The 21,826-nt window shown below is 57.2% G+C and carries 21 protein-coding genes; 10 read left to right on the top strand and 11 right to left on the bottom strand.

Annotated features, from left to right (window positions below; all coding sequences use genetic code 11):
* Positions 1 to 5 precede the first annotated feature (5 nt).
* Positions 6 to 956 carry an iron-siderophore ABC transporter substrate-binding protein gene (locus tag ACW9E7_RS16925; RefSeq protein WP_458728400.1) on the top strand — a complete coding sequence of 317 codons (951 nt, stop codon included), beginning with the start codon at positions 6 to 8 and terminating at the stop codon, positions 954 to 956.
* Positions 953 to 1,840 carry a MurR/RpiR family transcriptional regulator gene (locus tag ACW9E7_RS16920; RefSeq protein WP_039025548.1) on the top strand — a complete coding sequence of 296 codons (888 nt, stop codon included), beginning with the start codon at positions 953 to 955 and terminating at the stop codon, positions 1,838 to 1,840. The genes ACW9E7_RS16925 and ACW9E7_RS16920 overlap by 4 nt, the downstream gene beginning before the upstream one ends.
* Before the next feature lie 88 nt (positions 1,841 to 1,928).
* Here ACW9E7_RS16920 and ACW9E7_RS16915 read toward each other — a convergent pair whose 3' ends face one another.
* From ACW9E7_RS16915 to qseB, 4 genes are all read right to left on the bottom strand, one after another.
* Positions 1,929 to 2,243: a putative quinol monooxygenase gene (locus ACW9E7_RS16915; RefSeq protein WP_008502984.1), complete on the bottom strand. Its 315-nt coding sequence runs from the start codon at positions 2,241 to 2,243 to the stop codon at positions 1,929 to 1,931.
* 31 nt (positions 2,244 to 2,274) lie between these two features.
* On the bottom strand, positions 2,275 to 2,856 hold the full coding sequence (locus ACW9E7_RS16910; protein ID WP_023333418.1) for an NAD(P)H-dependent oxidoreductase: 582 nt from the start codon (positions 2,854 to 2,856) through the stop codon (positions 2,275 to 2,277).
* A 104-nt stretch (positions 2,857 to 2,960) separates the two neighbouring features.
* A complete protein-coding gene (gene qseC / locus ACW9E7_RS16905) occupies positions 2,961 to 4,310 on the bottom strand; it encodes a quorum sensing histidine kinase QseC (protein WP_288462694.1) in 1,350 nt (449 codons plus the stop codon).
* Complete coding sequence (gene qseB, locus ACW9E7_RS16900; protein ID WP_458728130.1) at positions 4,307 to 4,966, bottom strand: quorum sensing response regulator transcription factor QseB; 660 nt, start codon at positions 4,964 to 4,966, stop codon at positions 4,307 to 4,309. The genes qseC and qseB overlap by 4 nt, the downstream gene beginning before the upstream one ends.
* Before the next feature lie 138 nt (positions 4,967 to 5,104).
* On the opposite strand from qseB, the gene ACW9E7_RS16895 reads away from it, so the two are divergent.
* The 4 genes from ACW9E7_RS16895 (at position 5,105) to ftsP (ending at position 10,256) form a co-directional block, all read left to right on the top strand.
* Complete coding sequence (locus ACW9E7_RS16895) at positions 5,105 to 5,506, top strand: YgiW/YdeI family stress tolerance OB fold protein (RefSeq protein WP_111963277.1); 402 nt, start codon at positions 5,105 to 5,107, stop codon at positions 5,504 to 5,506.
* Between the two features lie 118 nt (positions 5,507 to 5,624).
* A complete protein-coding gene (parC, locus tag ACW9E7_RS16890; protein ID WP_111963276.1) occupies positions 5,625 to 7,883 on the top strand; it encodes a DNA topoisomerase IV subunit A in 2,259 nt (752 codons plus the stop codon).
* Between the two features lie 164 nt (positions 7,884 to 8,047).
* The gene (gene plsC, locus ACW9E7_RS16885) at positions 8,048 to 8,785 is read left to right on the top strand and encodes a 1-acylglycerol-3-phosphate O-acyltransferase (RefSeq protein WP_045404006.1); all 738 of its coding nucleotides are present in this window, start codon (positions 8,048 to 8,050) and stop codon (positions 8,783 to 8,785) included.
* A gap of 58 nt (positions 8,786 to 8,843) precedes the next feature.
* Positions 8,844 to 10,256, top strand: a complete 1,413-nt coding sequence (ftsP, locus tag ACW9E7_RS16880; RefSeq protein ID WP_023309186.1) for a cell division protein FtsP — start codon at positions 8,844 to 8,846, stop codon at positions 10,254 to 10,256.
* A 30-nt stretch (positions 10,257 to 10,286) separates the two neighbouring features.
* On the opposite strand, the gene ACW9E7_RS16875 is transcribed toward ftsP, so the two are convergent.
* Positions 10,287 to 11,762 carry a TrkH family potassium uptake protein gene (locus ACW9E7_RS16875; protein ID WP_458728129.1) on the bottom strand — a complete coding sequence of 492 codons (1,476 nt, stop codon included), beginning with the start codon at positions 11,760 to 11,762 and terminating at the stop codon, positions 10,287 to 10,289.
* A 198-nt stretch (positions 11,763 to 11,960) separates the two neighbouring features.
* On the opposite strand from ACW9E7_RS16875, the gene ACW9E7_RS16870 reads away from it, so the two are divergent.
* Positions 11,961 to 14,132 carry a YgiQ family radical SAM protein gene (locus tag ACW9E7_RS16870; RefSeq protein WP_458728128.1) on the top strand — a complete coding sequence of 724 codons (2,172 nt, stop codon included), beginning with the start codon at positions 11,961 to 11,963 and terminating at the stop codon, positions 14,130 to 14,132.
* 83 nt (positions 14,133 to 14,215) lie between these two features.
* On the opposite strand, the gene dkgA is transcribed toward ACW9E7_RS16870, so the two are convergent.
* Complete coding sequence (gene dkgA, locus ACW9E7_RS16865) at positions 14,216 to 15,043, bottom strand: 2,5-didehydrogluconate reductase DkgA (RefSeq protein WP_021242117.1); 828 nt, start codon at positions 15,041 to 15,043, stop codon at positions 14,216 to 14,218.
* 105 nt (positions 15,044 to 15,148) lie between these two features.
* On the bottom strand, positions 15,149 to 16,312 hold the full coding sequence (gene yqhD / locus ACW9E7_RS16860; protein ID WP_458728127.1) for an alcohol dehydrogenase: 1,164 nt from the start codon (positions 16,310 to 16,312) through the stop codon (positions 15,149 to 15,151).
* 194 nt (positions 16,313 to 16,506) lie between these two features.
* On the opposite strand from yqhD, the gene ACW9E7_RS16855 reads away from it, so the two are divergent.
* Positions 16,507 to 17,406 carry an AraC family transcriptional regulator gene (locus ACW9E7_RS16855; protein WP_325795033.1) on the top strand — a complete coding sequence of 300 codons (900 nt, stop codon included), beginning with the start codon at positions 16,507 to 16,509 and terminating at the stop codon, positions 17,404 to 17,406.
* Between the two features lie 48 nt (positions 17,407 to 17,454).
* Here ACW9E7_RS16855 and yghB read toward each other — a convergent pair whose 3' ends face one another.
* Positions 17,455 to 18,114 (bottom strand): DedA family general envelope maintenance protein YghB, encoded by a 660-nt coding sequence (gene yghB / locus ACW9E7_RS16850; protein ID WP_023309176.1) that lies wholly within the window; start codon positions 18,112 to 18,114, stop codon positions 17,455 to 17,457.
* Positions 18,115 to 18,257: 143 nt separating this feature from the next.
* Positions 18,258 to 19,445 (bottom strand): cystathionine beta-lyase, encoded by a 1,188-nt coding sequence (gene metC, locus ACW9E7_RS16845; RefSeq protein WP_458728126.1) that lies wholly within the window; start codon positions 19,443 to 19,445, stop codon positions 18,258 to 18,260.
* 251 nt (positions 19,446 to 19,696) lie between these two features.
* Between metC and exbB the strand changes: the two genes are divergently transcribed.
* Positions 19,697 to 20,428, top strand: a complete 732-nt coding sequence (exbB, locus tag ACW9E7_RS16840; RefSeq protein WP_023333405.1) for a tol-pal system-associated acyl-CoA thioesterase — start codon at positions 19,697 to 19,699, stop codon at positions 20,426 to 20,428.
* A 4-nt stretch (positions 20,429 to 20,432) separates the two neighbouring features.
* A complete protein-coding gene (gene exbD, locus ACW9E7_RS16835) occupies positions 20,433 to 20,858 on the top strand; it encodes a TonB system transport protein ExbD (protein WP_023309173.1) in 426 nt (141 codons plus the stop codon).
* A gap of 41 nt (positions 20,859 to 20,899) precedes the next feature.
* Here exbD and ACW9E7_RS16830 read toward each other — a convergent pair whose 3' ends face one another.
* Positions 20,900 to 21,349, bottom strand: a complete 450-nt coding sequence (locus ACW9E7_RS16830) for a cytoplasmic protein (RefSeq protein ID WP_143345546.1) — start codon at positions 21,347 to 21,349, stop codon at positions 20,900 to 20,902.
* A gap of 1 nt (position 21,350) precedes the next feature.
* A complete protein-coding gene (locus ACW9E7_RS16825) occupies positions 21,351 to 21,755 on the bottom strand; it encodes a hypothetical protein (RefSeq protein ID WP_032659974.1) in 405 nt (134 codons plus the stop codon).
* Positions 21,756 to 21,826 lie beyond the last annotated feature (71 nt).

Here is a 21,826-nt window from a genome sequence, read left to right as displayed (position 1 = left end):
TTATGATGCGCGTACTGTTTTCGATGCTGTTGCTGGTGGGGTTCGCGGTGAGCGCGGCGGAGCCGACGCAGGTCTTTACCGACGATTTAGGGCGCAAGGTCGTTGTGCCGGTTTATCCGAAGCGGATTGTTTCCTTACACGATCTGGATATCACCATTCCTCTGATTGAGCTTGGCGTACCGCCGGTGGCGAGCCATGGCCGCACGCGGCCGGACGGTAGCCACTTTCTGCGCTCCAGCGGCATGTTGACCGGCGTCGACTTCGATAATTCCGACATTAAATTTATCGGCACGGCCGATATCGACATCGAAGCCATCGCCGCCGCAAAGCCTGACCTCATTATTACCGAGCCGACCCGCAACACTCCTGTGGAACAGCTGGCGAAAATTGCCCCGACGGTGAGCATCGATCATCTCGACGGCGGCGCGCCGGAGATCTACCGCAAGCTGGCTCAGCTGACGGGAACGCAGGCGCGGCTTAAGGTTCTGGAGCGGCGCTATCAGGAGCAGATTAAGGCGCTGAAGGCGACTATTGATACCAGCAAGGTGACCGTGTCGGTGATTCAGGCGAATCAGGGGAAGATTAACGCCATGCACAGCTACCACTCGCTGGGCCGCGTGCTGCGCGACGCAGGATTCAAGTTCCCGCCGCTGATTGAGTCCATCCCGGAAGGGGGACGGATTGACGTCAGCGCCGAGCGCCTGCCGGAGCTGGATGCCGATTTCGTCTTCGCCACCTGGCGCGGGGATACGGGCGGTAAACCGCAGGACGAGCTGGCGGCGATGGATGCGGTCATGCCGGGCTGGTGTCAGTTCCTCAATGCCTGCCGAACCGGGCATTACGTGCTGATCTCGCGTGAAGAGGCGATCTCGAATTCGTTCGCGTCTTTAGGGCTGATGGTCGCGCAGGTGCAGTCTCAGATTGCCGGGCGTCCGCTGCCGGAGGCATCACGGTGATCCGCAAAGAGAAAGGGCGCGTGGATGTCTATGGCGACCGTTTTCGCGCGCGGGCGCATCAGCTGACGCCGCGTCTGCTGCAGGTTGCACGCTATATTCATGACAATCGCGAAGCGGTGATGGAACAGACCGCCATGGAGATTGCTGCCGTAGTGAAAACCTCCGATGCCACGGTGGTCCGCGCCATTCAGGCGCTGGGTTTCGCCGGGCTGCGCGATCTCAAGCAAACGCTTGAGCAGTGGTTTGGTCCGGTGGTCACCTCCAGCGAAAAGATGTCCACTACGGTGAACACGCTTGCCAGCGACGTCAACGCGAGCATTGATTTTGTGCTGGAGGGGCATCAACACACCTGCGAGGTGTTGTCCGAGCCCCACAACCGATACGCGATGGCCCAGGCGGTCTCTCTGCTGGCGCAGGCGAGGCAGGTTGCCATATTTGGCATTGGGGCATCCGGTATTCTGGCCGAGTATACCGCCAGGCTGTTCAGCCGCATGGGGTTACCCGCCACGCCGCTTAACCGTACCGGAATAGGGCTTGCCGAGCAGCTGATTGCGCTTCAGCGCGGCGACGTGCTGGTGATGATGGCGCAGAAGTCCGCGCACCGGGAGGGGCAAACCACCCTGCGTGAAGCAAAACGTCTGGGCATTCCAACGATCCTGCTGACCAACGCCCTTGATTCGCGTTTCAGCAAGGAGGCCAGCGTGGTGATCCACGTTCCGCGCGGCGGCGAAAAGGGCAAAATCCCGCTCCACGGCACGGTGCTGCTGTGTCTGGAGATGATTATTTTATCCGTAGCCTCCACCGAGCCGCAGCGCACTATCAAGTCGATGAAGCGCATCAACGAGCTACATCGCGGGTTAAAACCGGGGAAGAAAAGCAGCTAAAAAAAACAAAGCCCGGTTGCGCTGACGCTCACCGGGCCTGGACCTGTTCTCCCAATCCCGTCAGGAGAGGGCTGGGGTGAGGGAAAACTTAAACCCCTTGCTCCAGAATGCGGATGTGGGTTTCCAGCACGTCACCCTTCACCGCGTCACTCCACGCTTTCATGTGCGCGGTCTGCAGGTGTGCTTCGAGGTGCGCGACGGTTTCCCACTGCTCAACCATGATGATCGAGTCCGGCGCGGTCGCCTGGAAGCTGGCGTCAGTGGCGGCATCCACCATCGGCGCGTAGCCGTGGCAGCCTTCTTCTTTCAGTACGGTCGGGATAATTTTCGCGAACTGATCCAGCACCGCCTGACGGTGATGTTGACCTGGACGAGTACGGATTTCTGCGATAACGGTAAGCATGTTTACTACTCCTTTAATTCCAGGCTACCAGTTAAGCAAAAATTTCCGCGAGATGCTTGCGATATTCTGCGATATAGCTCGGGACATCAGGCATTTTAATCACGTCGTTGACGATAAACGTCGGCAGAGGATCCATGCCCAGGAACTGGTTAGCCTTGTGGAACGGCAGGTACGCGCCGTCAACGCCCACACCTTCGAAGAACTGATCTTTGTCGGTGAAGGCTTCCAGCGGGGCGTTCCAGGTCAGAGAGAGCATATATTTTTTGCCCTGAATCAGACCGCCTGACCCGTATTTTTTGGACGCGTCAGAGCGGGTGCGGCCATCGCTGGCATACAGTGAGCCATGACCTTCGGTGAACACGTCGTCCATGTATTTTTTTACGGTCCACGGCGCGCCCATCCACCAGCCTGGCATCTGCCAGATCACCACGTCAGCCCACAGGAAGTTCTGTACTTCGGCTTTCACGTCGTAGTTGCTGTCCGCGCGTACGACCTTAACATCATGCCCGGCGTCGCGCAGGAAACCGTCCGCGACCTCGGTCAGGGTGTCATTCAGCTGGCCTTTAGAGTGCGCAAATTCTTTTGCACCGTTGATAATCAGGATGTTGCTCATTATTTGTCCTCGACGATGAGAGTATGGCGAGTATTCTACGCGCGAGGACGGAGCGGAAAAATGAGCAAAATGTGCAAAGTCTTTTGCATTAAACGCAATAATCTCTACCAGCTGACCTTCACTTCAAAACCGCCTTCAGGCGCATTGCTCAACGAGACGCGCATACCGTGCAGCGCGGCGATGCGTTTTACGATGGATAACCCCAGCCCGCTGCCCGTGGCATCCTGACCCGGCGGACGATAAAAGCGCTCGCCGATGCGCGCCAGCGCGTCAGGTGAAATGCCTGGGCCGTTGTCGCGCACGGTAAAATTACGCGCGTCCAGGGTGACGTCCACCACGCTGCCGCGCGGGCTGTAGCGGATGGCGTTGTCCAGCAGGTTGCGCACCAGCAGGCCTAGCAGCAGGGGCTGTCCCTGACGTTTGATCTGCGGGGCGTGGTTGTTGAGGCGAATATCAATCCCCGCCTGCTGCGCCGGATGCCAGATATCCAGCACCGCCGACTGAAGTAAATCGGCAAGCGTTATCGGTTCGACGTCGTCAAGATTATCCAGCGAGTCCAGACGCGAGAGCGTGAGGAGCTGGTCCACCAGCCGGGAAGCGCGGTCGATGCCCGCATGCAGCTGCGCCAGCGCTTTTTCCCTCGCCTGCGGATCGTCCTGCGAGAGCTGCGCCACGTCAGTTTGCACCTTCAGGGCCGCCAGCGGGCTGCGCAGCTCGTGGGCGGCGTCGGACGTAAAGCGCCGCTCGCGGGTCATCATTTCCTGGGTACGCGCGAAGAGATGATTCAGCGAATCAAGAAGGGGGCGCACTTCCGTAGGGACGCCCTCCGTCGGCAGTTTATCGGTAGCATCCGGCGAGCGGGAGCGCAGGGTCTGCGCCAGCTTTTTCAGCGGCTTTAGCTCCCGACTCAGGAGCAGAACCAGCAACAGCAGCATGACGGGCAGCGCCACCAGCCAGGGCGTGAGCTGCGAGCTGACCACGTCCAGCGCCATCTCCTGGCGATACTCCCACTCCTGGCCGACCACCACGCGGTACTTCCCGTCGGGTGAGGTCAGCCACAGGAAACGCCATTCGTCGTTGTCGTCCTGGAGCTGCCCGTTAGCAAACCCGTCGCGGCGATAGTGGTACGGAATATCGCGCCCGTTCTCGCCATCGTTCAGCAGCATTTTGCCGTCAACGGCGTAAATGGCGAAAGCCAGCGCGTCGTCATCGAGACGGCCATGCTTCACTTTTTTCGGGATCTCGCGCATCCGTTCGGGGGCGCGGATCTCGTCAAGATCCATCGTCAGCAGCCGTTTGGCAAACAGCATCTGCTGCGTGTCGAAGAGCTTATCCAGCTTGTGGGTGGTCTGCTGCCAGGCCACCAGGCTGGCGGCAAACCATGCCGTCAGGGAGAGCGCTAAAAAGAGGAGCGTCAGGCGCAGCTTCAGGCTCAGGCGTTGCGTCAGCTTCATGCGTCACCCAGGGTATAGCCGATGCCGTGCACGGTGCGGATAAACTCGCTGCCAAGCTTGCGGCGCAGGTGATGAACGTGGACTTCTACCGCGTTGCTGGAGACGTCGTCATCCCAGGTATACAGTTTTTCTTCAATCGTCTTGCGAGGGAGCACGCGGCCTGCATTGCGCATCAGTAGTTCCAGCAGCGCGAACTCTTTCGGCTTCAGCGTCAGCGGTTCACCGTCCAGCGTGGCGACGAGACGGGTCGGATCGAGCGTGACCTTGCCGTGGCGTAGCTCGCTATGCGTCTGGCCGTGACTGCGGCGGACCAGCGCCTCGAGGCGGGCGCCGACTTCAATCAGCGCGAACGGCTTGCAGAGATAATCATCCGCGCCAAGACGCAGCCCTTCCACGCGCTGGTTGAGCGCATCCCGCGCGGTCAGGATCAATACCGGCTCGCTGCGCCCGCTTTCGCGCCACGCGCGCAGGATGTCCAGACCGTCGATTTCCGGCAGCGTCAGATCCAGCACCACGGCATCATAGGGCGCAGAAGCAAGCGCGGCATGACCGGTTTTACCGTCGGTAAACCAGTCCACGCTAAAGCCCATTTTGCTTAAACCCGCCCTGATACCGTCGCCGATTAACGCGTCGTCTTCTACCAGTAAAATGCGCATGTTCCCTCCTTGATGCCGTCAGTAAACCCTCTGCAAGCGCCTGCTGTACAGCAATAATAAATAAATTTTTCCCTTAAGAAGTTGTTAAGGATTACCCTGTTTAATGGACTGCGAAACCAGATTAAAGGGAGAGTTAATATGAAAAAATTCGCTGCCATTGCCGCCATCATGATGATGACCACTGCCCCCGTTTTTGCCGCGCAGGGCGGATTTAACGGCCCGTCGGCCACGCAAACCCAGACCCAGACGCAGACGGGAGGTTTTGTTGATAACGACGCTAACCTCACCACCGCGGTGAAGGTGAAAGAGATGAAGGACGACAGCTGGGTGAAGCTGCGTGGGAACATTACCCAGCGCCTGTCCGATGACCGCTACACCTTCCGCGATGAGACCGGCACGGTCAACGTGGAGATTGACCACAAGCGCTGGAACGGCGTGACTGTCACCCCTCAGGATAAAGTGGAAATCCAGGGCAAGGTCGATAAAGAGTGGAACGATTTTGAAATCGACGTGAAGCAGGTCATTAAGCTGAACAAATAACCCGGAAAGGGCCGCATAAGCGGCCCTTTTTCTTTGTGACTCAACTCGTCAGATAGGGTAGTATCTGCGGCAATATTGCCTGAAACCCTTCGGTTTCTGAGTTGAGGAATCACACGTAATGAGCGATATGGCAGAGCGCCTCGCGCTACATGAATTCACGGAAAACGCATACCTGAACTATTCCATGTACGTCATCATGGACAGGGCGTTGCCGTTTATCGGGGATGGCCTGAAGCCCGTTCAGCGCCGCATCGTGTATGCGATGTCCGAACTGGGGCTGAACGCCACCGCCAAGTTCAAGAAATCCGCCCGTACCGTCGGTGACGTGCTGGGTAAATACCATCCGCACGGCGACAGCGCCTGCTATGAAGCGATGGTGCTGATGGCTCAGCCGTTCTCTTACCGCTACCCGCTGGTGGATGGTCAGGGGAACTGGGGGGCGCCGGACGATCCAAAATCCTTCGCGGCAATGCGTTATACCGAATCCCGTCTCTCTAAATATGCCGAAGTGCTGCTGGGCGAGCTGGGTCAGGGAACCGTCGACTGGGTGCCAAATTTCGACGGTACGATGCAGGAGCCAAAGATGCTGCCTGCGCGTCTGCCGAACATCCTGCTGAACGGTACCACCGGGATTGCGGTCGGTATGGCGACGGACATTCCGCCGCACAACCTGCGTGAAGTGGCGAAAGCCGCCATTACCCTGATCGAGCAGCCTAAAGCCTCGCTCGACGATCTGCTGGATATCGTGCAGGGGCCAGATTTCCCAACCGAAGCTGAGATCATCACCTCTCGCGCGGAAATTCGCAAAATCTACCAGAACGGGCGCGGCTCCGTGCGCATGCGCGCGGTGTGGAATAAAGAGGACGGCGCCGTGGTGATCACCGCGCTGCCGCATCAGGTTTCCGGCGCCAAAGTGCTGGAGCAGATCGCCTCCCAGATGCGCAATAAAAAGCTGCCGATGGTCGACGACCTGCGCGATGAATCGGACCACGAGAACCCGACCCGTCTGGTGATCGTGCCGCGCTCCAACCGCGTGGACATGGAGCAGGTGATGAACCACCTGTTTGCCACCACCGATCTGGAAAAAAGCTACCGCATCAACCTGAACATGATCGGCCTCGACGGACGCCCGGCGGTGAAAAACCTGCTGGAGATCCTCACCGAATGGCTGACGTTCCGCCGCGATACGGTACGCCGTCGTCTGAACCATCGTCTCGAGAAAGTGCTTAAGCGCCTGCATATCCTTGAAGGTTTGCTGGTGGCGTTCCTCAATATCGACGAGGTGATTGAGATCATCCGCACCGAGGACGAGCCGAAGCCCGCCCTGATGTCGCGCTTTGGCATCAGCGAAACCCAGGCCGAAGCGATCCTCGAGCTGAAGCTGCGCCATCTCGCCAAACTGGAAGAGATGAAGATCCGCGGCGAGCAGAACGAGCTTGAAAAAGAGCGCGATCAGCTGCAGGCGATCCTCGCGTCCGAACGCAAGATGAATAACCTGCTGAAAAAAGAGCTGCAGGCCGATGCCGATGCCTTCGGTGACGACCGTCGTTCTCCGCTGCACGAGCGTGAAGAAGCGAAGGCGATGAACGAGCACGACATGCAGCCGTCCGAGCCTGTGACTATTGTCCTGTCGCAGAGCGGCTGGGTACGCAGCGCCAAAGGCCACGATATCGACGCGCCGGGGCTCAGCTATAAAGCGGGCGACAGCTTCAAAGCGGCGGTGAAAGGCAAGAGCAACCAGCCGGTGGCGTTTATCGACTCCACCGGTCGCAGCTACGCCATTGACCCGATCACGCTGCCTTCCGCGCGCGGGCAGGGCGAGCCGCTCACCGGCAAGCTGACGCTGCCGCCGGGCGCGACGGTTGACCATATGCTGATGGAAGCCGATGACCAGAAGCTGCTGCTGGCGTCCGATGCGGGCTACGGCTTTATCTGTACCTTCAACGATCTGGTTTCCCGCAACCGTGCCGGTAAGGCGCTGATTAGCCTGCCGGACAACGCTCACGTGATGGCACCGCTGGTGATTGAGAACGAAAGCGACATGCTGCTGGCGATCACTACCGCCGGACGTATGCTGATGTTCCCGGTCAGCGATCTGCCGGAGCTGTCAAAAGGCAAGGGCAACAAGATCATCAACATCCCGTCGGCGGAGGCCGCGAAAGGCGAAGATGGCCTGGCGCACCTCTTCCTTCTGCCGCCGCAGAGCACGCTGACCATTCACGTCGGCAAGCGCAAAATCAAGCTTCGTCCGGAAGAGCTGCAGAAGGTGGTGGGTGAGCGCGGTCGCCGCGGCTCGCTGATGCGCGGTCTGCAGCGTATCGATCGCGTGGAGATTGACTCTCCTGCACGCAGCGCTGCGGGCGACAGCGAAGAGTAATGTCGTGATATCCCCCCTCTGTCCGGAGGGGGAATTTCAATAAAATTTCCCGTAAAATCGTTGTTAATTCGTGCGTTGCGATTAACAATACGCGCTCGTAATAAAGTCCTTACCTGGCCACAGGTGAAGTATAATTGTCAGCTGTTGGGGCTTCAGAGGTCGCTATGCTATATATTGTTCGTCTTATTCTTACCGTCATCTACTGTATTCTGGTCTGTATTTTCGGCTCTATTTATTGCCTGTTCAGCCCGCGTAATCCGAAGCATGTCGCCACCTTTGGCCATATGTTTGGGCGCCTTGCTCCGCTGTTTGGCCTGAAGGTTGAAAAACGTCTGCCGGAAGGGGCGGAGAATTTCGGTAACGCCATCTATATTGCCAACCATCAGAACAACTACGATATGGTGACGGCCTCTAATATCGTGCTTCCACCGACCGTGACGGTGGGCAAAAAAAGCCTGCTGTGGATCCCGTTTTTTGGTCAGCTGTACTGGCTTACCGGTAACCTGCTGATCGACCGTAATAACCGTGCAAAAGCGCACAGCACCATTGCCGAAGTGGTGAATCATTTTAAAAAGCGCAAAATCTCAATCTGGATGTTCCCGGAAGGAACGCGCAGCCGCGGTCGCGGCCTGCTGCCGTTTAAAACCGGTGCGTTTCATGCTGCAATTGCGGCAGGTGTTCCAATTATTCCCGTGTGCGTTTCCAATACTTCGAATAAGATTAATCTTAACCGCCTGAATAATGGGCTGGTGATTGTCGAAATGCTGCCACCTGTCGATACCAGCAAATACGGTAAAGATCAGGTGCGCGAATTGGCAGCACACTGCCGTGAGCTAATGGCTCAGCATATTGCGCAGCTCGACAAAGAAGTCGCAGAGAGAGAAGCCGCCGGTAAGATTTAACCCGGCGTTGAAGGGAAAACGAATTCCCGCGTTGTTAGTCGTTTCAGATGGAGCTTATATGTCACTCAGTCGGCGTCAGTTTATTCAGGCTTCGGGGATCGCCCTTTGTGCGGGTGCGATGCCGCTGACAGCCAGCGCCGCCGGGCAGCAACAGCCGCTGCCTATACCGCCATTAATTGAATCCCGTCGCGGTCAGCCGCTTTTCCTGACGCTGCAGCGTAGCCACTGGTCCTTTACCCAGGGGACGCGTGCGCCCGTCTGGGGCATTAACGGACGTTACCTCGGGCCGACCATACGCGTGTGGAATGGCGATGACGTAAAGCTCATCTACAGTAACCGCACCCCTGAAAATGTCGCTATGACCATCAGCGGCCTGCAGGTACCTGGCCCGCTGATTGGCGGCGCGGCGCGAATGATGTCACCCAGCGCCGACTGGGCGCCCGTTCTGCCGATTCGCCAGAGCGCGGCAACCCTGTGGTATCACGCCAACACCCCTAACCGCACGGCGCAGCAGGTCTATAACGGCCTGGCCGGCATGTGGCTTGTGGAAGATGAAGTCAGCAAATCTCTGCCGATCCCGAATCACTACGGCGTGGATGACTTCCCGATTATCATCCAGGACAAACGTCTGGATAACTTCGGCACGCCTGAATACAGCGAGCCGGGCAGCGGTGGCTTCGTCGGTGATACGCTGCTGGTCAACGGCGCGCAAAGCCCGTATGTCGAAGTGTCTCGCGGCTGGGTGCGCCTGCGCCTGCTCAACGCGTCCAACTCGCGCCGCTATCAGCTGCAAATGAGCGATGGCCGTCCGCTGCACGTGATCTCCGGCGATCAGGGCTTTTTACCGGCGCCGGTGTCCGTCAAACAGCTTGCGCTCTCGCCGGGCGAACGTCGCGAAGTTCTCATTGATATGACCAATGGGGATGAAGTGTCTGTCACCTGCGGTGAAGCGGCCAGCATTGTCGACCGTATTCGCGGGTTCTTTGAACCGTCGAGCATTCTGGTCTCGACCCTGGTGCTGACCCTGCGTCCAACCGGTCTGCTGCCGCTGGTGACCGATAGCCTGCCCATGCGCCTGCTGCCGCAGGAGATCATGAGCGGCTCGCCGGTGCGCAGCCGTGATATCAGCCTCGGCGACGACCCGGGCATCAACGGCGCGCTGTGGGACGTCAACCGCATTGACATTACCGCGCAGCAGGGTACCTGGGAGCGCTGGACGGTGCGTTCAGATATGCCGCAGTCGTTCCATATTGAAGGGGTGGCATTCCTGATCCGCAACGTCAACGGTGCCATGCCGTTCCCGGAAGACCGCGGCTGGAAAGATACCGTCTGGGTGGACGGCCAGGTTGAGCTGCTTGTCTACTACGGTCAGCCCTCGTGGCCGCACTTCCCGTTCCTGTTCCACAGCCAGACGCTGGAGATGATGGACAGGGGCTCCGTAGGGCAGATGCTGATCAACCCTGCCCCATAATCCTGACATTCCCGGTTCGCCGGGAATGTTTTATGCCCGCCAGAAAAAGCGCGAGAACAGTATCAGCACCGGATAAATTTCAAGACGCCCTAAGATCATCGCCGCGCACATCAGCAGTTTTGCCCCCTCTGTTAACGTGCCGAACGTCGACGCCGTCTCGCCAAACCCCAGCCCCATGTTGTTGATGCAGGCGGCAACCGTTGCGAATGACGTAAACAGGTCGTAGCCCATCAGATTGAGCGACCAGACAAAAAAGCCCGTAATCATCACGTAGAGAAAAAAGAAGCTCCAGACCGAGCGCAGGACGCGTTCATTCACCACGCTTTTGCCCACCTTAATGCTCAGCAGCGCTCTCGGATGCGCCAGCTGGTTCATCTCCTGAATACTCTGCTTGAACATAATGAGAAAACGCAGCGCTTTGATCCCGCCGCAGGTCGAGCCTACGCAGCCGCCAAAAAAGCTGGCGCTCAACAGCAGGAAGATGGTATGTGCTGGCCACTGGGCATAGTCGGCTGTCGAAAGGCCGTTATCGGTCATCATCGAACTGGCAAGGAAGAAGGCATGCACCAGGCTATCAGTGGCGTTGTACATCCCGGCATGCCAGACCTGCCAGGCGGTGATGACGATAATCACCGCGGCGGCGCTCAGAAAGAATTTAACCTCCGGGCTGCGGCGAATCGGTTTCAGGGTGCGTCTGACAATGGCGACGTACCAGAGGGTGAAGTTGAACGCGGAGAGCAGTGAAAACGCCCCGGCGACCAGCTCAATCGCGTGGCTGTCATAAAACCCAATGCTTTCGCTGCGGGTGGAGAACCCGCCCAGCGACACGGTCGACAGCCCGTGACAGAGGGCGTCAAAAAATGACATTCCCGCCAGCCAGTAGGCCAGGGTGCAGGCCACGCCCAGCGCGAAGTAGGTCACCCACAGCGTGCGCGCGGTATCGGCAAGGCGGGGAGTCAGACGCTCCTCCTTGAACGGTCCCGGCATCTCTGACTGATAGAGCTTCATGCCACCGATGCCCAGCAGCGGGAGGACCGCGACGGCCAGCACGATGACGCCTAACCCGCCAATGAAATTCAGCTGAGCGCGGTAATAAAGGTACGATTTAGGCAGGGCGCTGACGTCCCCGATCACCGTTGCCCCGGTGGTGGTGATCCCGGAAACCCCTTCAAAGAGCGCGTCGGCAAAGGAGAGCCGTAGCCCGTCATCCATCCAGAGCGGCATGGCGCTAATGAATGAAAACAGCAGCCAGAACAGCACGATAATCACAAACCCGTCGCGGGTGCGCAGCTGTATGCCGGCGTGACGGGTTGCCCGCCAGGTTAACCCTCCGAGAGTAAAAAAGGTTAAAAAGGTGGTCAGAAAGGCAAAGTAGGTCCGCTCTTTATTCAGCAGGGCGATAACCATCGGCGGCAGCATGGAAAGGCTGTACAGCAGAACCAGAAAACCGCAGAGGTGAAGGACAACCCGCAGCTGGGATACATGTAACGAATCGTTGGGCTTCACGACAGAGCTCCGCGCAATAACACGTTCCGGGGCAAATCACCGGAAAATATAGTGAATATTATGATCCAAATTATCAGGGCGCTGTATTTTAACGAGTTCCGTGAATATCTGCCTGCTTCCTGCATCCTTTTCTTCAAATCCGGCGGATGAACAGCGTATAATCCCGCTCCTTTTGTTTATTTTTTCTTCGGAAGCATTATGAGCGCAATTTCCCTGATCCAGCCGGATCGTGACCTCTTCTCCTGGCCCCAGTACTGGGCGGCCTGCTTTGGACCGGCGCCATTCCTGCCGATGTCCCGGGAAGAGATGGACCAGCTGGGCTGGGACAGCTGCGACATCATTCTGGTCACGGGCGATGCCTACGTTGACCACCCGAGCTTCGGCATGGCCATCTGTGGACGTATGCTTGAGGCGCAGGGCTTCCGCGTGGGGATCATCTCCCAGCCTGACTGGAACAGCAAAGACGACTTTATGCGTCTGGGTAAACCGAACCTGTTCTTCGGTGTGACTGCAGGCAACATGGACTCGATGATCAACCGCTATACCGCCGACCGTAAGCTTCGTCATGACGACGCCTACACGCCGGATAACGTGGCGGGTAAACGCCCGGACCGCGCAACCCTCGTCTATACCCAGCGCTGCAAAGAAGCCTGGAAAGACGTGCCGGTGATCCTGGGCGGCATCGAGGCGAGCCTGCGCCGTACCGCGCACTACGATTACTGGTCTGATACCGTGCGCCGCTCGGTGCTGGTGGATTCCAAAGCCGACATGCTGATTTACGGAAACGGCGAGCGTCCGCTGGTGGAAGTGGCGCACCGTCTGTCGCAGGGCGAGCCGGTGAGCAGCATCCGCGACGTGCGCAATACCGCCATCATGGTGAAAGAGGCGCTGCCGGGCTGGCGCGGAGTGGATTCCCGCATCATTGATATGCCGGGTAAAATCGACCCGATCCCACATCCGTACGGCGAAGATCTGCCGTGTGCCGATAACAAGCCGGTTGAGCCGAAAAAAGCGGAAGCGAAGGCTATCGTCGTGCAGCCTCCGCGCCCGAAGCCGTGGGAAAAGACCTACGTGCTGCTGCCCTCCTATGAGAAGGTGAAAGCCGACAAGGTGCTCTACGCGCACGCGTCCCGTATTTTGCACCATGAAACCAACCCTGGCTGCGCCCGCGCGTTGATGCAGAAGCACGGCGAGCGCTTTATCTGGATCAACCCGCCGGCGATCCCGCTTTCCACCGAAGAGATGGACAGCGTTTTTGCGCTGCCGTACAAGCGCGTGCCGCACCCGGCGTACGGCAACGCCCGTATCCCGGCGTATGAGATGATCCGCTTCTCGATCAACATCATGCGCGGCTGCTTCGGCGGCTGTTCCTTCTGCTCGATTACCGAGCACGAAGGGCGCATTATTCAGAGCCGCTCTGAAGATTCGATCATCAATGAGATCGAAGCGATTCGCGACTCGGTACCTGGATTTACCGGCGTGATTTCCGACCTCGGCGGTCCAACCGCGAACATGTACATGCTGCGCTGCAAGTCGCCGCGCGCAGAGCAAACCTGTCGTCGCCTCTCCTGCGTCTATCCAAGCATTTGCGAGCACATGGACACTAACCATGAGCCGACGATCAACCTCTACCGCCGCGCGCGCGACCTGAAGGGCATCAAAAAGATCCTGATCGCGTCCGGGGTACGTTACGACATCGCCGTGGAAGATCCGCGCTACATCAAAGAGCTGGCGACGCACCACGTCGGTGGCTACCTGAAGATTGCGCCGGAGCACACCGAAGAAGGCCCGCTGTCGAAGATGATGAAGCCGGGCATGGGTAGCTACGATCGCTTTAAAGAGCTGTTCGACACCTACTCGAAGCAGGCGGGCAAAGAGCAGTATCTGATCCCGTACTTCATCTCTGCGCACCCGGGCACGCGCGATGAGGACATGGTGAACCTGGCGTTGTGGCTGAAGCAGCGCCGCTTCCGCCTGGATCAGGTGCAGAACTTCTATCCGTCACCGCTCGCCAACTCGACGACCATGTATTACACCGGCAAGAACCCGCTGAGTAAGATTGGCTACAAGAGTGAAGAGGTGGTGGTGCCGAAAGGGGATAAACAGCGTCGTCTGCACAAGGCGCTGCTGCGTTACCACGATCCGAAAAACTGGCCGCTGATCCGCCAGGCGCTGGAAGAGATGGGTAAAAAACACCTGATCGGCTCCCGCCGCGACTGCCTGGTTCCGGCCCCGACGCTGGAGGAGATGCGCGAAGCGCGTCGCCAGAATCGCAATACGCGTCCGGCGCTGACCAAGCACACGCCGATTGTGCATCAGCGTTCGAATGGTAATTCGAGTTTTAAGAAGCCCGTGAAGCGCAAAGCGTAAATAAAAAACCCCGGCAAGCCGGGGTTTTTATGTAGAAACGCAGGCCGGGTAAGGCGAAGCCGCCACCCGGCTTTTTTACGCAATTACCCGCCAAACTGATCCGGGTCCGGCCCAAGCCGCTTGCCCTTATCCAGCTTCGCAATTTCCCCCAGCTCATCTTTGTCCAGACGGAAATCCCAGACGTCGAAGTTCTCGGCGATGCGCGATGGCGTGACCGATTTCGGGATCACCACCAGGCCGTTGTCCAGATGCCAGCGAATGACGATCTGCGCCGGGGTTTTGCCGTATTTATCCGCCAGGTCGCGAATAATTTTCTGATCGAACACGCCTTCGCCACCCTGTGCCAGCGGGCTCCAGGACTCGGTCTGGATTTTATGCGTGGCGTTCCAGGCGTGAAGCTGACGCTGCTGCAGCAGCGGGTGCAGTTCGATCTGGTTAATGACAGGCGCGACGCCCGTCTCGTCAATCAGCCGCTGCAGGTGATGAACCTGGAAGTTGCAGACGCCGATACTTTTCACCAGCCCCTCTTTCTGCAGTTCAATCATTCCTTTCCAGGCATCAACGTAATGGTCGATAGCCGGGACCGGCCAGTGCATCAGATAAAGATCGACGAAGTCGAGCTGGAGCTTCTCCAGGCTCTCCTGCAGGGCCTCGCGGGGACGCTTTTGATCGTCATTCCACAGTTTCGTGGTGATGAATAACTCATCGCGGGGGACACCGGCGCTGGCCAGTGCGGTCCCCACGCCGTCCTCGTTTTTGTACGCGGCGGCGGTGTCAATCGACCGATAGCCGACTTCCAGGGCTTTATGAATGGCGGAGACGACCTCGTCGTTACCGGCTTTCCATACACCTAGCCCCAGCTGGGGCATCACGTTGCCGTCCTGCAGCTTGATTACGGTTTGGTTTGCCATTTTTCCTCCTTCAGGTGCGCATCGCCGGAGGGAGACTCCGGCGATGGGGTGTGCATTAAGTCTGGACGAAATGTCAAAAAACGAAAGTCGGGGGGACAAAAACGCTTAGCGTGCCGCCTCGTAAATACGACGGCTGACGTCCAGGGTGATGTCGCCGTGCTCGCCCAGATGGGTCATGCCGTGCTCTTCGAGTTTCGCCAGCAGGGCAGGGATGGAGCTGCCGTCCAGCCCGTAGCCGGACAGACGCGTTGGCACGCCCAGACCTTCAAAGAAGCTGCGGGTCGCTTCGATGGCGGCATCAATGCGCGCGTCGTCAGAACCCTCGGTGATGTTCCACACGCGCTCAGCGTACTGCAGCAGCTTGGCGCGTTTGGTGTCCCGCTTTTCGTTCCACAGCGCAGGCAGCACAACGGCCAGCGTTTGCGCGTGGTCCAGACCGTGCATCGCCGTCAGCTCGTGGCCCAGCATGTGGGTCGCCCAGTCCTGCGGCACGCCAGCGCCGATCAGGCCATTCAGCGCCTGTGTGGCGGCCCACATCACGTTGGCACGAACGTCGTAGTTTTCAGGCTCTTTCAGCGCTTTCGGACCTTCTTCAATCAGCGTCAGAAGAATGCCTTCCGCGAAGCGATCCTGAATTTTGGCATTCACCGGGTACGTGACGTACTGCTCAACGGTATGAACAAAGGCATCGACCACGCCGTTCGCCACCTGACGCGCAGGCAGGGTGTAGGTGTAAACCGGGTCCAGGATAGCGAACACAGGCTGAACGTGTTCGTTCATGAAGGCCTGCTTGTCACCGGTGGTTTTACGGGAGATCACCGCGCCCTTGTTGGATTCAGAACCGGTGGCTGGCAGGGTCAGCACGGAGCCCATCGGGATGGCGCTTTTAATGTCGCTGCCGCGGGTTTCCAGAATGTGCCACGGATCGATGCCGTCAGCGTAGTGCGCTGCCGCAGCGATGAATTTGGTGCCGTCCAGTACGGAGCCGCCGCCGACGGCCAGCAGGAAGGTGACGTTTTCTTCGCGGGCGATTTTCACCGCGTTCATCAGCGTTTCGTAAGACGGGTTTGGTTCGATACCGCCGAACTCACGCACGTCCAGATCGTCCAGCGCGCTATAAACCTGATCCAGTACGCCGGTTTTTTTCACGCTGCCGCCACCGTAGGTGATCAGTACGCGGGCGTCAGCAGGGATCTGCGCGCGCAGGTCAGCGATAGCGTCTTTACCAAACAGAATGCGGGTTGGGGTGTGAAGATTAAAGTTGTTCATTGCTCGTTCCCTTTAGTGGGTGAAAAACCGTGGTGCGCAGAGGGCGACCTGATGCTGCACATTGTGGCCGTCCGGGGCTATCCCCTCAATGCACATTCCTGCCGATGTCTTGCCCATTTCTACAAAGCGCTGGAGAAAGCGCGGAAAACGACGCACACTGTTAGCGTCGAAAACCGTACCCGGAGTAACGCAAGATGAACCGTGAGGCTATCTGCCAGCAGCTCACTGTGAAGATTAAGAGATTGATAGATAATGAGAATCGTGCCAGCGATCTGCTGCCGGATATTCGCCTGCTCTATGGCACGCAGCCGGGGACGCGCACGCCGGTCATGTACCAGCCGGGCATCGTTTTTCTCTTTTCAGGCCATAAAATTGGCTATATCAACGAGCGCGTGTTCCGCTACGACACCAATGAATATCTTCTCCTGACGGTACCTTTACCCTTTGAATGTGAAACCTTCGCGACGGAGGCGGTTCCGCTGGCGGGTATTCGCGTCAATGTCGACATCCTCCAGCTGCAGGAGCTGCTGATGGAGATTGGCGAAGATGAACTCTTCCAGCCTTCGATGGCCTCGAGCGGGATTAATTCGGCGACGCTGTCTGAAGAGATCCTCTGCGCCATTGAGCGTCTGCTGGACGTAATGGAGAGGCCGCTGGACGCGCGTATTCTGGGCAAGCAGATCGTCCGCGAGATTCTCTACCACGTGCTGCTGGGCCCGGGCGGCGGCGCGTTACTTGCTCTGGTGAGCCGACAGACCCACTTCAGCCTGATAAGCCGCGTGCTCAAGCGTATCGAAAGCCAGTACACGGAAAACCTCAGCGTCGACCAGCTGGCGGCGGAAGCCAATATGAGCGTTTCGGCGTTTCACCATAACTTTAAGTCGGTGACCAGCACCTCTCCGCTGCAGTACCTCAAAACCTACCGGCTGCATAAGGCGCGGATGTTGATGATCCACGACGGCATGAAGGCCAGCGCGGCGGCGATGCGGGTGGGCTATGAAAGTGCGTCGCAGTTCAGTCGGGAGTTTAAGCGCTATTTCGGCGTCACGCCGGGAGAGGATGCGTCACGTATCAGAACGATGCAGGGAGCCTGAGGTGAAACACAGGCCGGGTAAGCGACAGCGCCACCCGGCTTTGTTGAATTATGCGCTGCAGTACTTCTTCTTAATCACCACCGCGATGGTTCCCACCAGACCCGCCACCAGCAGGAACATCGGCAGCACCATCAGGAAGGTCATCACCTGATCTTCGTGGTGTTTCACAAAAGGGATCATATTCAGCGCATAGCCAAGCGTGGTGACTACACCCACCCACAGCAGGGCGCTCAGCCAGTTGAAGAACTGGAAGCGGCGGTTCGACAGACCGGAAATGCCCGCCATCGTCGGCAGAAGGGTGCGAACAAACGCCAGGAAACGCCCCGCCAGCAATGCCAGCAGGCCGTGGCGATCGAACATGCAGGTCGCACGCTGATGATATTTATGCGGTAACTGCGCCAGCCAGCCTTTTACGACGCGGGTATTCCCGAGCCAGCGGCCCTGAAGATAGCTCAGCCAGCAGCCCAGGCTGGCTGCGGAGGTGAGAATAACCATCGTTGGCGTGAAGTCCATGACGCCTTTCCCGATTAACGCCCCGGCAAGTAAAAGCAGGCTATCACCGGGTAAAAACGAGGCTGGCAGTAATCCATTTTCCAGAAACAGAGTTGCGAACATCACGAGGTAAACGATACCGACGACGTGAGGATCCGCCAGCGCGGCAAAGTCGTGTTGCCAGAGCGCCGCGATAATATCTTGAATAACAGCCATGGACTTTCCTGTGGAACAGCAGATATAGCGCTATTGTACTCCCTTATTCGCCCGTCGGGTTTGATCCCGGGCGCAACTCATGCAGACTTTTCTCATTGCCGTGTCCACAAAAGCGTCCAGAGAGTACATTTTCAGCCAGCACTCTACACGATACGCTCGAACCCTGCTGCTAAATCGGCAATCAGATCGTCAACATTTTCTAAACCGATATGCAGTCGTATCAGGGTACCGCTGAAGTCTACTTCACCCCCGGGGCGAAGGGCCGCGATCTGTTCCGGCTGGTTAGCTAGGATCAAGGATTCAAAACCGCCCCAGGAGTAGGCCATGCTGAAAAGGGTAAAATTATCCAGATAGCTCGCCAGTTCGTCGTTATTCAGCCGCTTTTTCAGTACGAATGAGAACAACCCGCTGCTGCCCGTAAAGTCACGTTGCCAGAACTCATGGCCTTTACTACCCGGTAATGCGGGATGATTCACGCGCTCAACCAGCGGATGCTGCGCCAGCCATTCGGCGACCTTCAGGCTGCTTTCATGGTGCTGACGCAGACGAACGCCCAGCGTGCGGATACCGCGGCTGGTCATGTAGGCCGTGTCGGCATCCACCATCTGGCCCATCAGGTAGGCATTTTCACGCAGCTGATCCCAGCAGCGCGAGTTGGAGACCGCAGTACCAATCATGCCGTCAGAGTGGCCTATCAGGTATTTCGTTGCCGCCTGAATCGAAATATCAATGTCGAATTCCAGCGCTTTGAACAGCACGCCTGCCGCCCAGGTGTTGTCAATCATAACGATCGCCTCTGGCGCTTTGCTGCGTACGGCCTTCACGATAGCCGGCACGTCGTGAACTTCCATGGTGAGCGACCCCGGAGATTCCAGGAACACAATGCGCGTGTTTGGCTGAATAAGTTCGGCAATGCCTTCACCAATCAGCGGGTCGAACCAGCCGGTCGTTACCCCGAGTTTGCTGAGGATTTTGGTGCAGAAGTCCTGGCTGGGTTCATAGGCGGTGTTGGTCATCAGGATATGGTCGCCCTGTTCCACAAACGCCAGAATGGTGTTGGCGACCGCCGCCGCCCCGCACGGGAAGAGCGCACAGCCCGCGCCGCCTTCCAGCTCGCACATCGCTTCCTGCAGAGAAAAATGGGTTAGCGTGCCGCGACGGCCATAAAACAGCCCGCCTTTCGCGCGGTTACGCGTGGCGTTTTTTTTCTCCTCAACGGTGTCAAACACCAGCGAGGAGGCTCGTTGAATCACGCTGTTGACCGATCCCTGAGTATATTTTTTGCTGCGTCCTGCCTGTACCAGCGTGGTATCAAGATGCTTCTTTGTCATGTTCGCTAACCCTGTTTTTATACGTCTGGACGTCCAGACTACCACGATTGGAAAAAACTGCACCCCGAGGCTTATCGAATAAGCAGAAAATATTAGCAAAAAACCGCATAAGAAATTTTTACTGCGTAAGCGCAAGGAAAGTGAGCGAAAATTACGGCACCATGCAAATACTAATGAGAACTACTATCAATTCGACGACGTTTTGATATTATTACGCTCAGATTTTGTGATTTGCGTCCTGGAGATACAGAGTGGGTAATAATTTGATGCAGACGGATCTCTCCGTTTGGGGCATGTATCAGCATGCTGACATCGTGGTTAAGATTGTGATGATCGGCCTGATTCTGGCGTCCGTTGTCACCTGGGCTATCTTCTTCAGCAAAAGTGCCGAGTTGCTTTCGCAGAAGCGTCGCCTGAAGCGGGAACAGCAGCAGCTGGCTGAAGCCCGCTCTCTGGATCAGGCTTCAGATATGACCTCATCTTTCCACGCGAAAAGCCTGACTACCCTGCTCGTGAATGAAGCGCAGAACGAGCTGGAACTCTCCGCAGGCAGTGAAGATAACGAAGGCATCAAAGAGCGTACCGGTTTCCGCCTGGAGCGCCGCGTTGCGGCCGTTGGCCGACACATGGGGCGCGGCAATGGTTATCTGGCTACCATCGGCGCGATCTCACCGTTCATCGGTCTTTTCGGCACGGTCTGGGGCATCATGAATAGCTTTATCGGTATCGCGCAGACCCAAACTACCAACCTGGCGGTCGTGGCGCCGGGTATCGCAGAAGCGCTGCTGGCGACAGCAATCGGTCTGGTTGCCGCTATCCCGGCGGTGGTCATCTATAATATCTTCGCGCGTATGATTGGCAGCTATAAAGCGACTCTTGGAGACGTTGCCGCGCAGGTTCTGCTGCTGCAAAGTCGCGATCTCGATCTGAATGCCAGCTCGGTTAAGCCGGTGCATGCGGCGTCTAAACTGCGCGCAGGTTAATAGTATGGCGATGCGTCTAAACGAAAATCTGGACGATAACGGCGAAATGCATGAAATCAACGTGACGCCGTTTATCGACGTCATGCTGGTTCTGCTGATTATCTTCATGGTAGCTGCACCGCTGGCGACGGTGGATGTGAAGGTGAATCTGCCGGCATCTTCCAGCCAGCCCCAGCCGCGCCCGGAGAAGCCTATTTACCTGTCGGTGAAAGCGGATAAATCCATGTTCCTCGGGAACGACCCGGTGACGGCCGACTCAGTCATCCCGGCGCTGGAGCAGCTTACGGGCGGAAAGAAAGACACTACGGTCTTCTTCCGTGCGGATAAAACCGTTGATTATGAAACCATGATGAAGGTAATGGACACGCTGCATCAGGCGGGTTACCTGAAGATTGGACTGGTCGGCGAAGAAAAGGCGGCCTCGAAGTGATAAAGAAGCTGGCGAAAGCCGGCTTTTTTTATGCCTGTCGGTTATGCGCTTTTGTTATTCGTTGGTGCGGCAGAAGGATTTGCCAGCGCGTCCTCATCAAGCGCAACGCAGGTGACGTTTGAGGTACGGTACTCACCGTCTGACAGCTTGCGCGTCAGACGCAGGGTGGCGATTTCTCTGGCGAGCAGATACTGATAATTGGCCTCGAGGCGCCCCAGAAGCTTCTCTTTCAGCTCTGGCCGCTGTTCAATGATGGCATTCATCACGGCACCGTAAATTTCTTCTTTGACCTGCAGCGGATAAATTTCACGGCGATTCTGCCATTTAAGCCGCACCAGCGTCGCCGGGATCGATACCAGGTCTTGTGTAATGCGCGTCATCTCGTCATTTTTTGTGTTTCGTAGTGCGTCGAGATTTTGCTTTAAGATAAATTCATCACTTTTTTTATCATCTAAAGTCAAATAAACGTCGTTATTTTTAACTTCTTTCACGTTAATCTTCCCCCAGGCTATAAAAAATTGGGTTGTTTTTTTCGCGCGTAATTAAATTAAGCCAAATTTCATTGCCCGCTTCATTAATTTCTTCGGTTTTCTCGGCTATTATTTGACTTAGTTTCTGGGCATCTATTTCTCCCTCGGCCTGCAGGTCATTCAGCAGGTGGACAAAGGCTTCAATTTTTATAGCGCGAAATAAGCGGTCTTTTATATGACGATCGTGCTCTTCCAGCAACATATTTCGCGATTTGCCAGTTCGGGAAACACCAATTAATATATCGGGCTCGAAATCAGAGAGCTTTCTTTTCCCCTGAGTGAAACTGGCCTCTTTTTCTGCTTCCGTCGGTTGCTGTTCCACAGGCGTAATGTGGTACTTAGCCGGGACGAGATAGTCGGGCAGCATTTTTAATTTCCTTTAATTTCAACAGGGTGGGGTTGGTAAAGGCGTGAGATTCGTTGACAATATCATGAGGC

This window comes from Enterobacter sp. H2G27 (genome assembly GCF_054403075.1).
This window is presented reverse-complemented; position numbering and strand designations above follow the sequence as displayed.

Bases quoted from the DNA above. Each gene is read 5' to 3' on its own strand.
- yghB (WP_023309176.1), bottom strand. From the start codon at position 18,114: ATGGCTGTTATTCAAGATATTATCGCGGCGCTCTGGCAACACGACTTT.
- dkgA (WP_021242117.1), bottom strand. From the start codon at position 15,043: ATGGCAAACCAAACCGTAATCAAGCTGCAGGACGGCAACGTGATGCCC.
- ACW9E7_RS16870 (WP_458728128.1), top strand. From the start codon at position 11,961: ATGAGCGCAATTTCCCTGATCCAGCCGGATCGTGACCTCTTCTCCTGG.
- ACW9E7_RS16925 (WP_458728400.1), top strand. From the start codon at position 6: ATGCGCGTACTGTTTTCGATGCTGTTGCTGGTGGGGTTCGCGGTGAGC.
- ACW9E7_RS16895 (WP_111963277.1), top strand. From the start codon at position 5,105: ATGAAAAAATTCGCTGCCATTGCCGCCATCATGATGATGACCACTGCC.
- ACW9E7_RS16855 (WP_325795033.1), top strand. From the start codon at position 16,507: ATGAACCGTGAGGCTATCTGCCAGCAGCTCACTGTGAAGATTAAGAGA.
- qseC (WP_288462694.1), bottom strand. From the start codon at position 4,310: ATGAAGCTGACGCAACGCCTGAGCCTGAAGCTGCGCCTGACGCTCCTC.
- parC (WP_111963276.1), top strand. From the start codon at position 5,625: ATGAGCGATATGGCAGAGCGCCTCGCGCTACATGAATTCACGGAAAAC.
- ACW9E7_RS16910 (WP_023333418.1), bottom strand. From the start codon at position 2,856: ATGAGCAACATCCTGATTATCAACGGTGCAAAAGAATTTGCGCACTCT.
- yqhD (WP_458728127.1), bottom strand. From the start codon at position 16,312: ATGAACAACTTTAATCTTCACACCCCAACCCGCATTCTGTTTGGTAAA.
- plsC (WP_045404006.1), top strand. From the start codon at position 8,048: ATGCTATATATTGTTCGTCTTATTCTTACCGTCATCTACTGTATTCTG.
- ftsP (WP_023309186.1), top strand. From the start codon at position 8,844: ATGTCACTCAGTCGGCGTCAGTTTATTCAGGCTTCGGGGATCGCCCTT.
- qseB (WP_458728130.1), bottom strand. From the start codon at position 4,966: ATGCGCATTTTACTGGTAGAAGACGACGCGTTAATCGGCGACGGTATC.
- metC (WP_458728126.1), bottom strand. From the start codon at position 19,445: ATGACAAAGAAGCATCTTGATACCACGCTGGTACAGGCAGGACGCAGC.
- ACW9E7_RS16915 (WP_008502984.1), bottom strand. From the start codon at position 2,243: ATGCTTACCGTTATCGCAGAAATCCGTACTCGTCCAGGTCAACATCAC.
- exbD (WP_023309173.1), top strand. From the start codon at position 20,433: ATGGCGATGCGTCTAAACGAAAATCTGGACGATAACGGCGAAATGCAT.
- ACW9E7_RS16825 (WP_032659974.1), bottom strand. From the start codon at position 21,755: ATGCTGCCCGACTATCTCGTCCCGGCTAAGTACCACATTACGCCTGTG.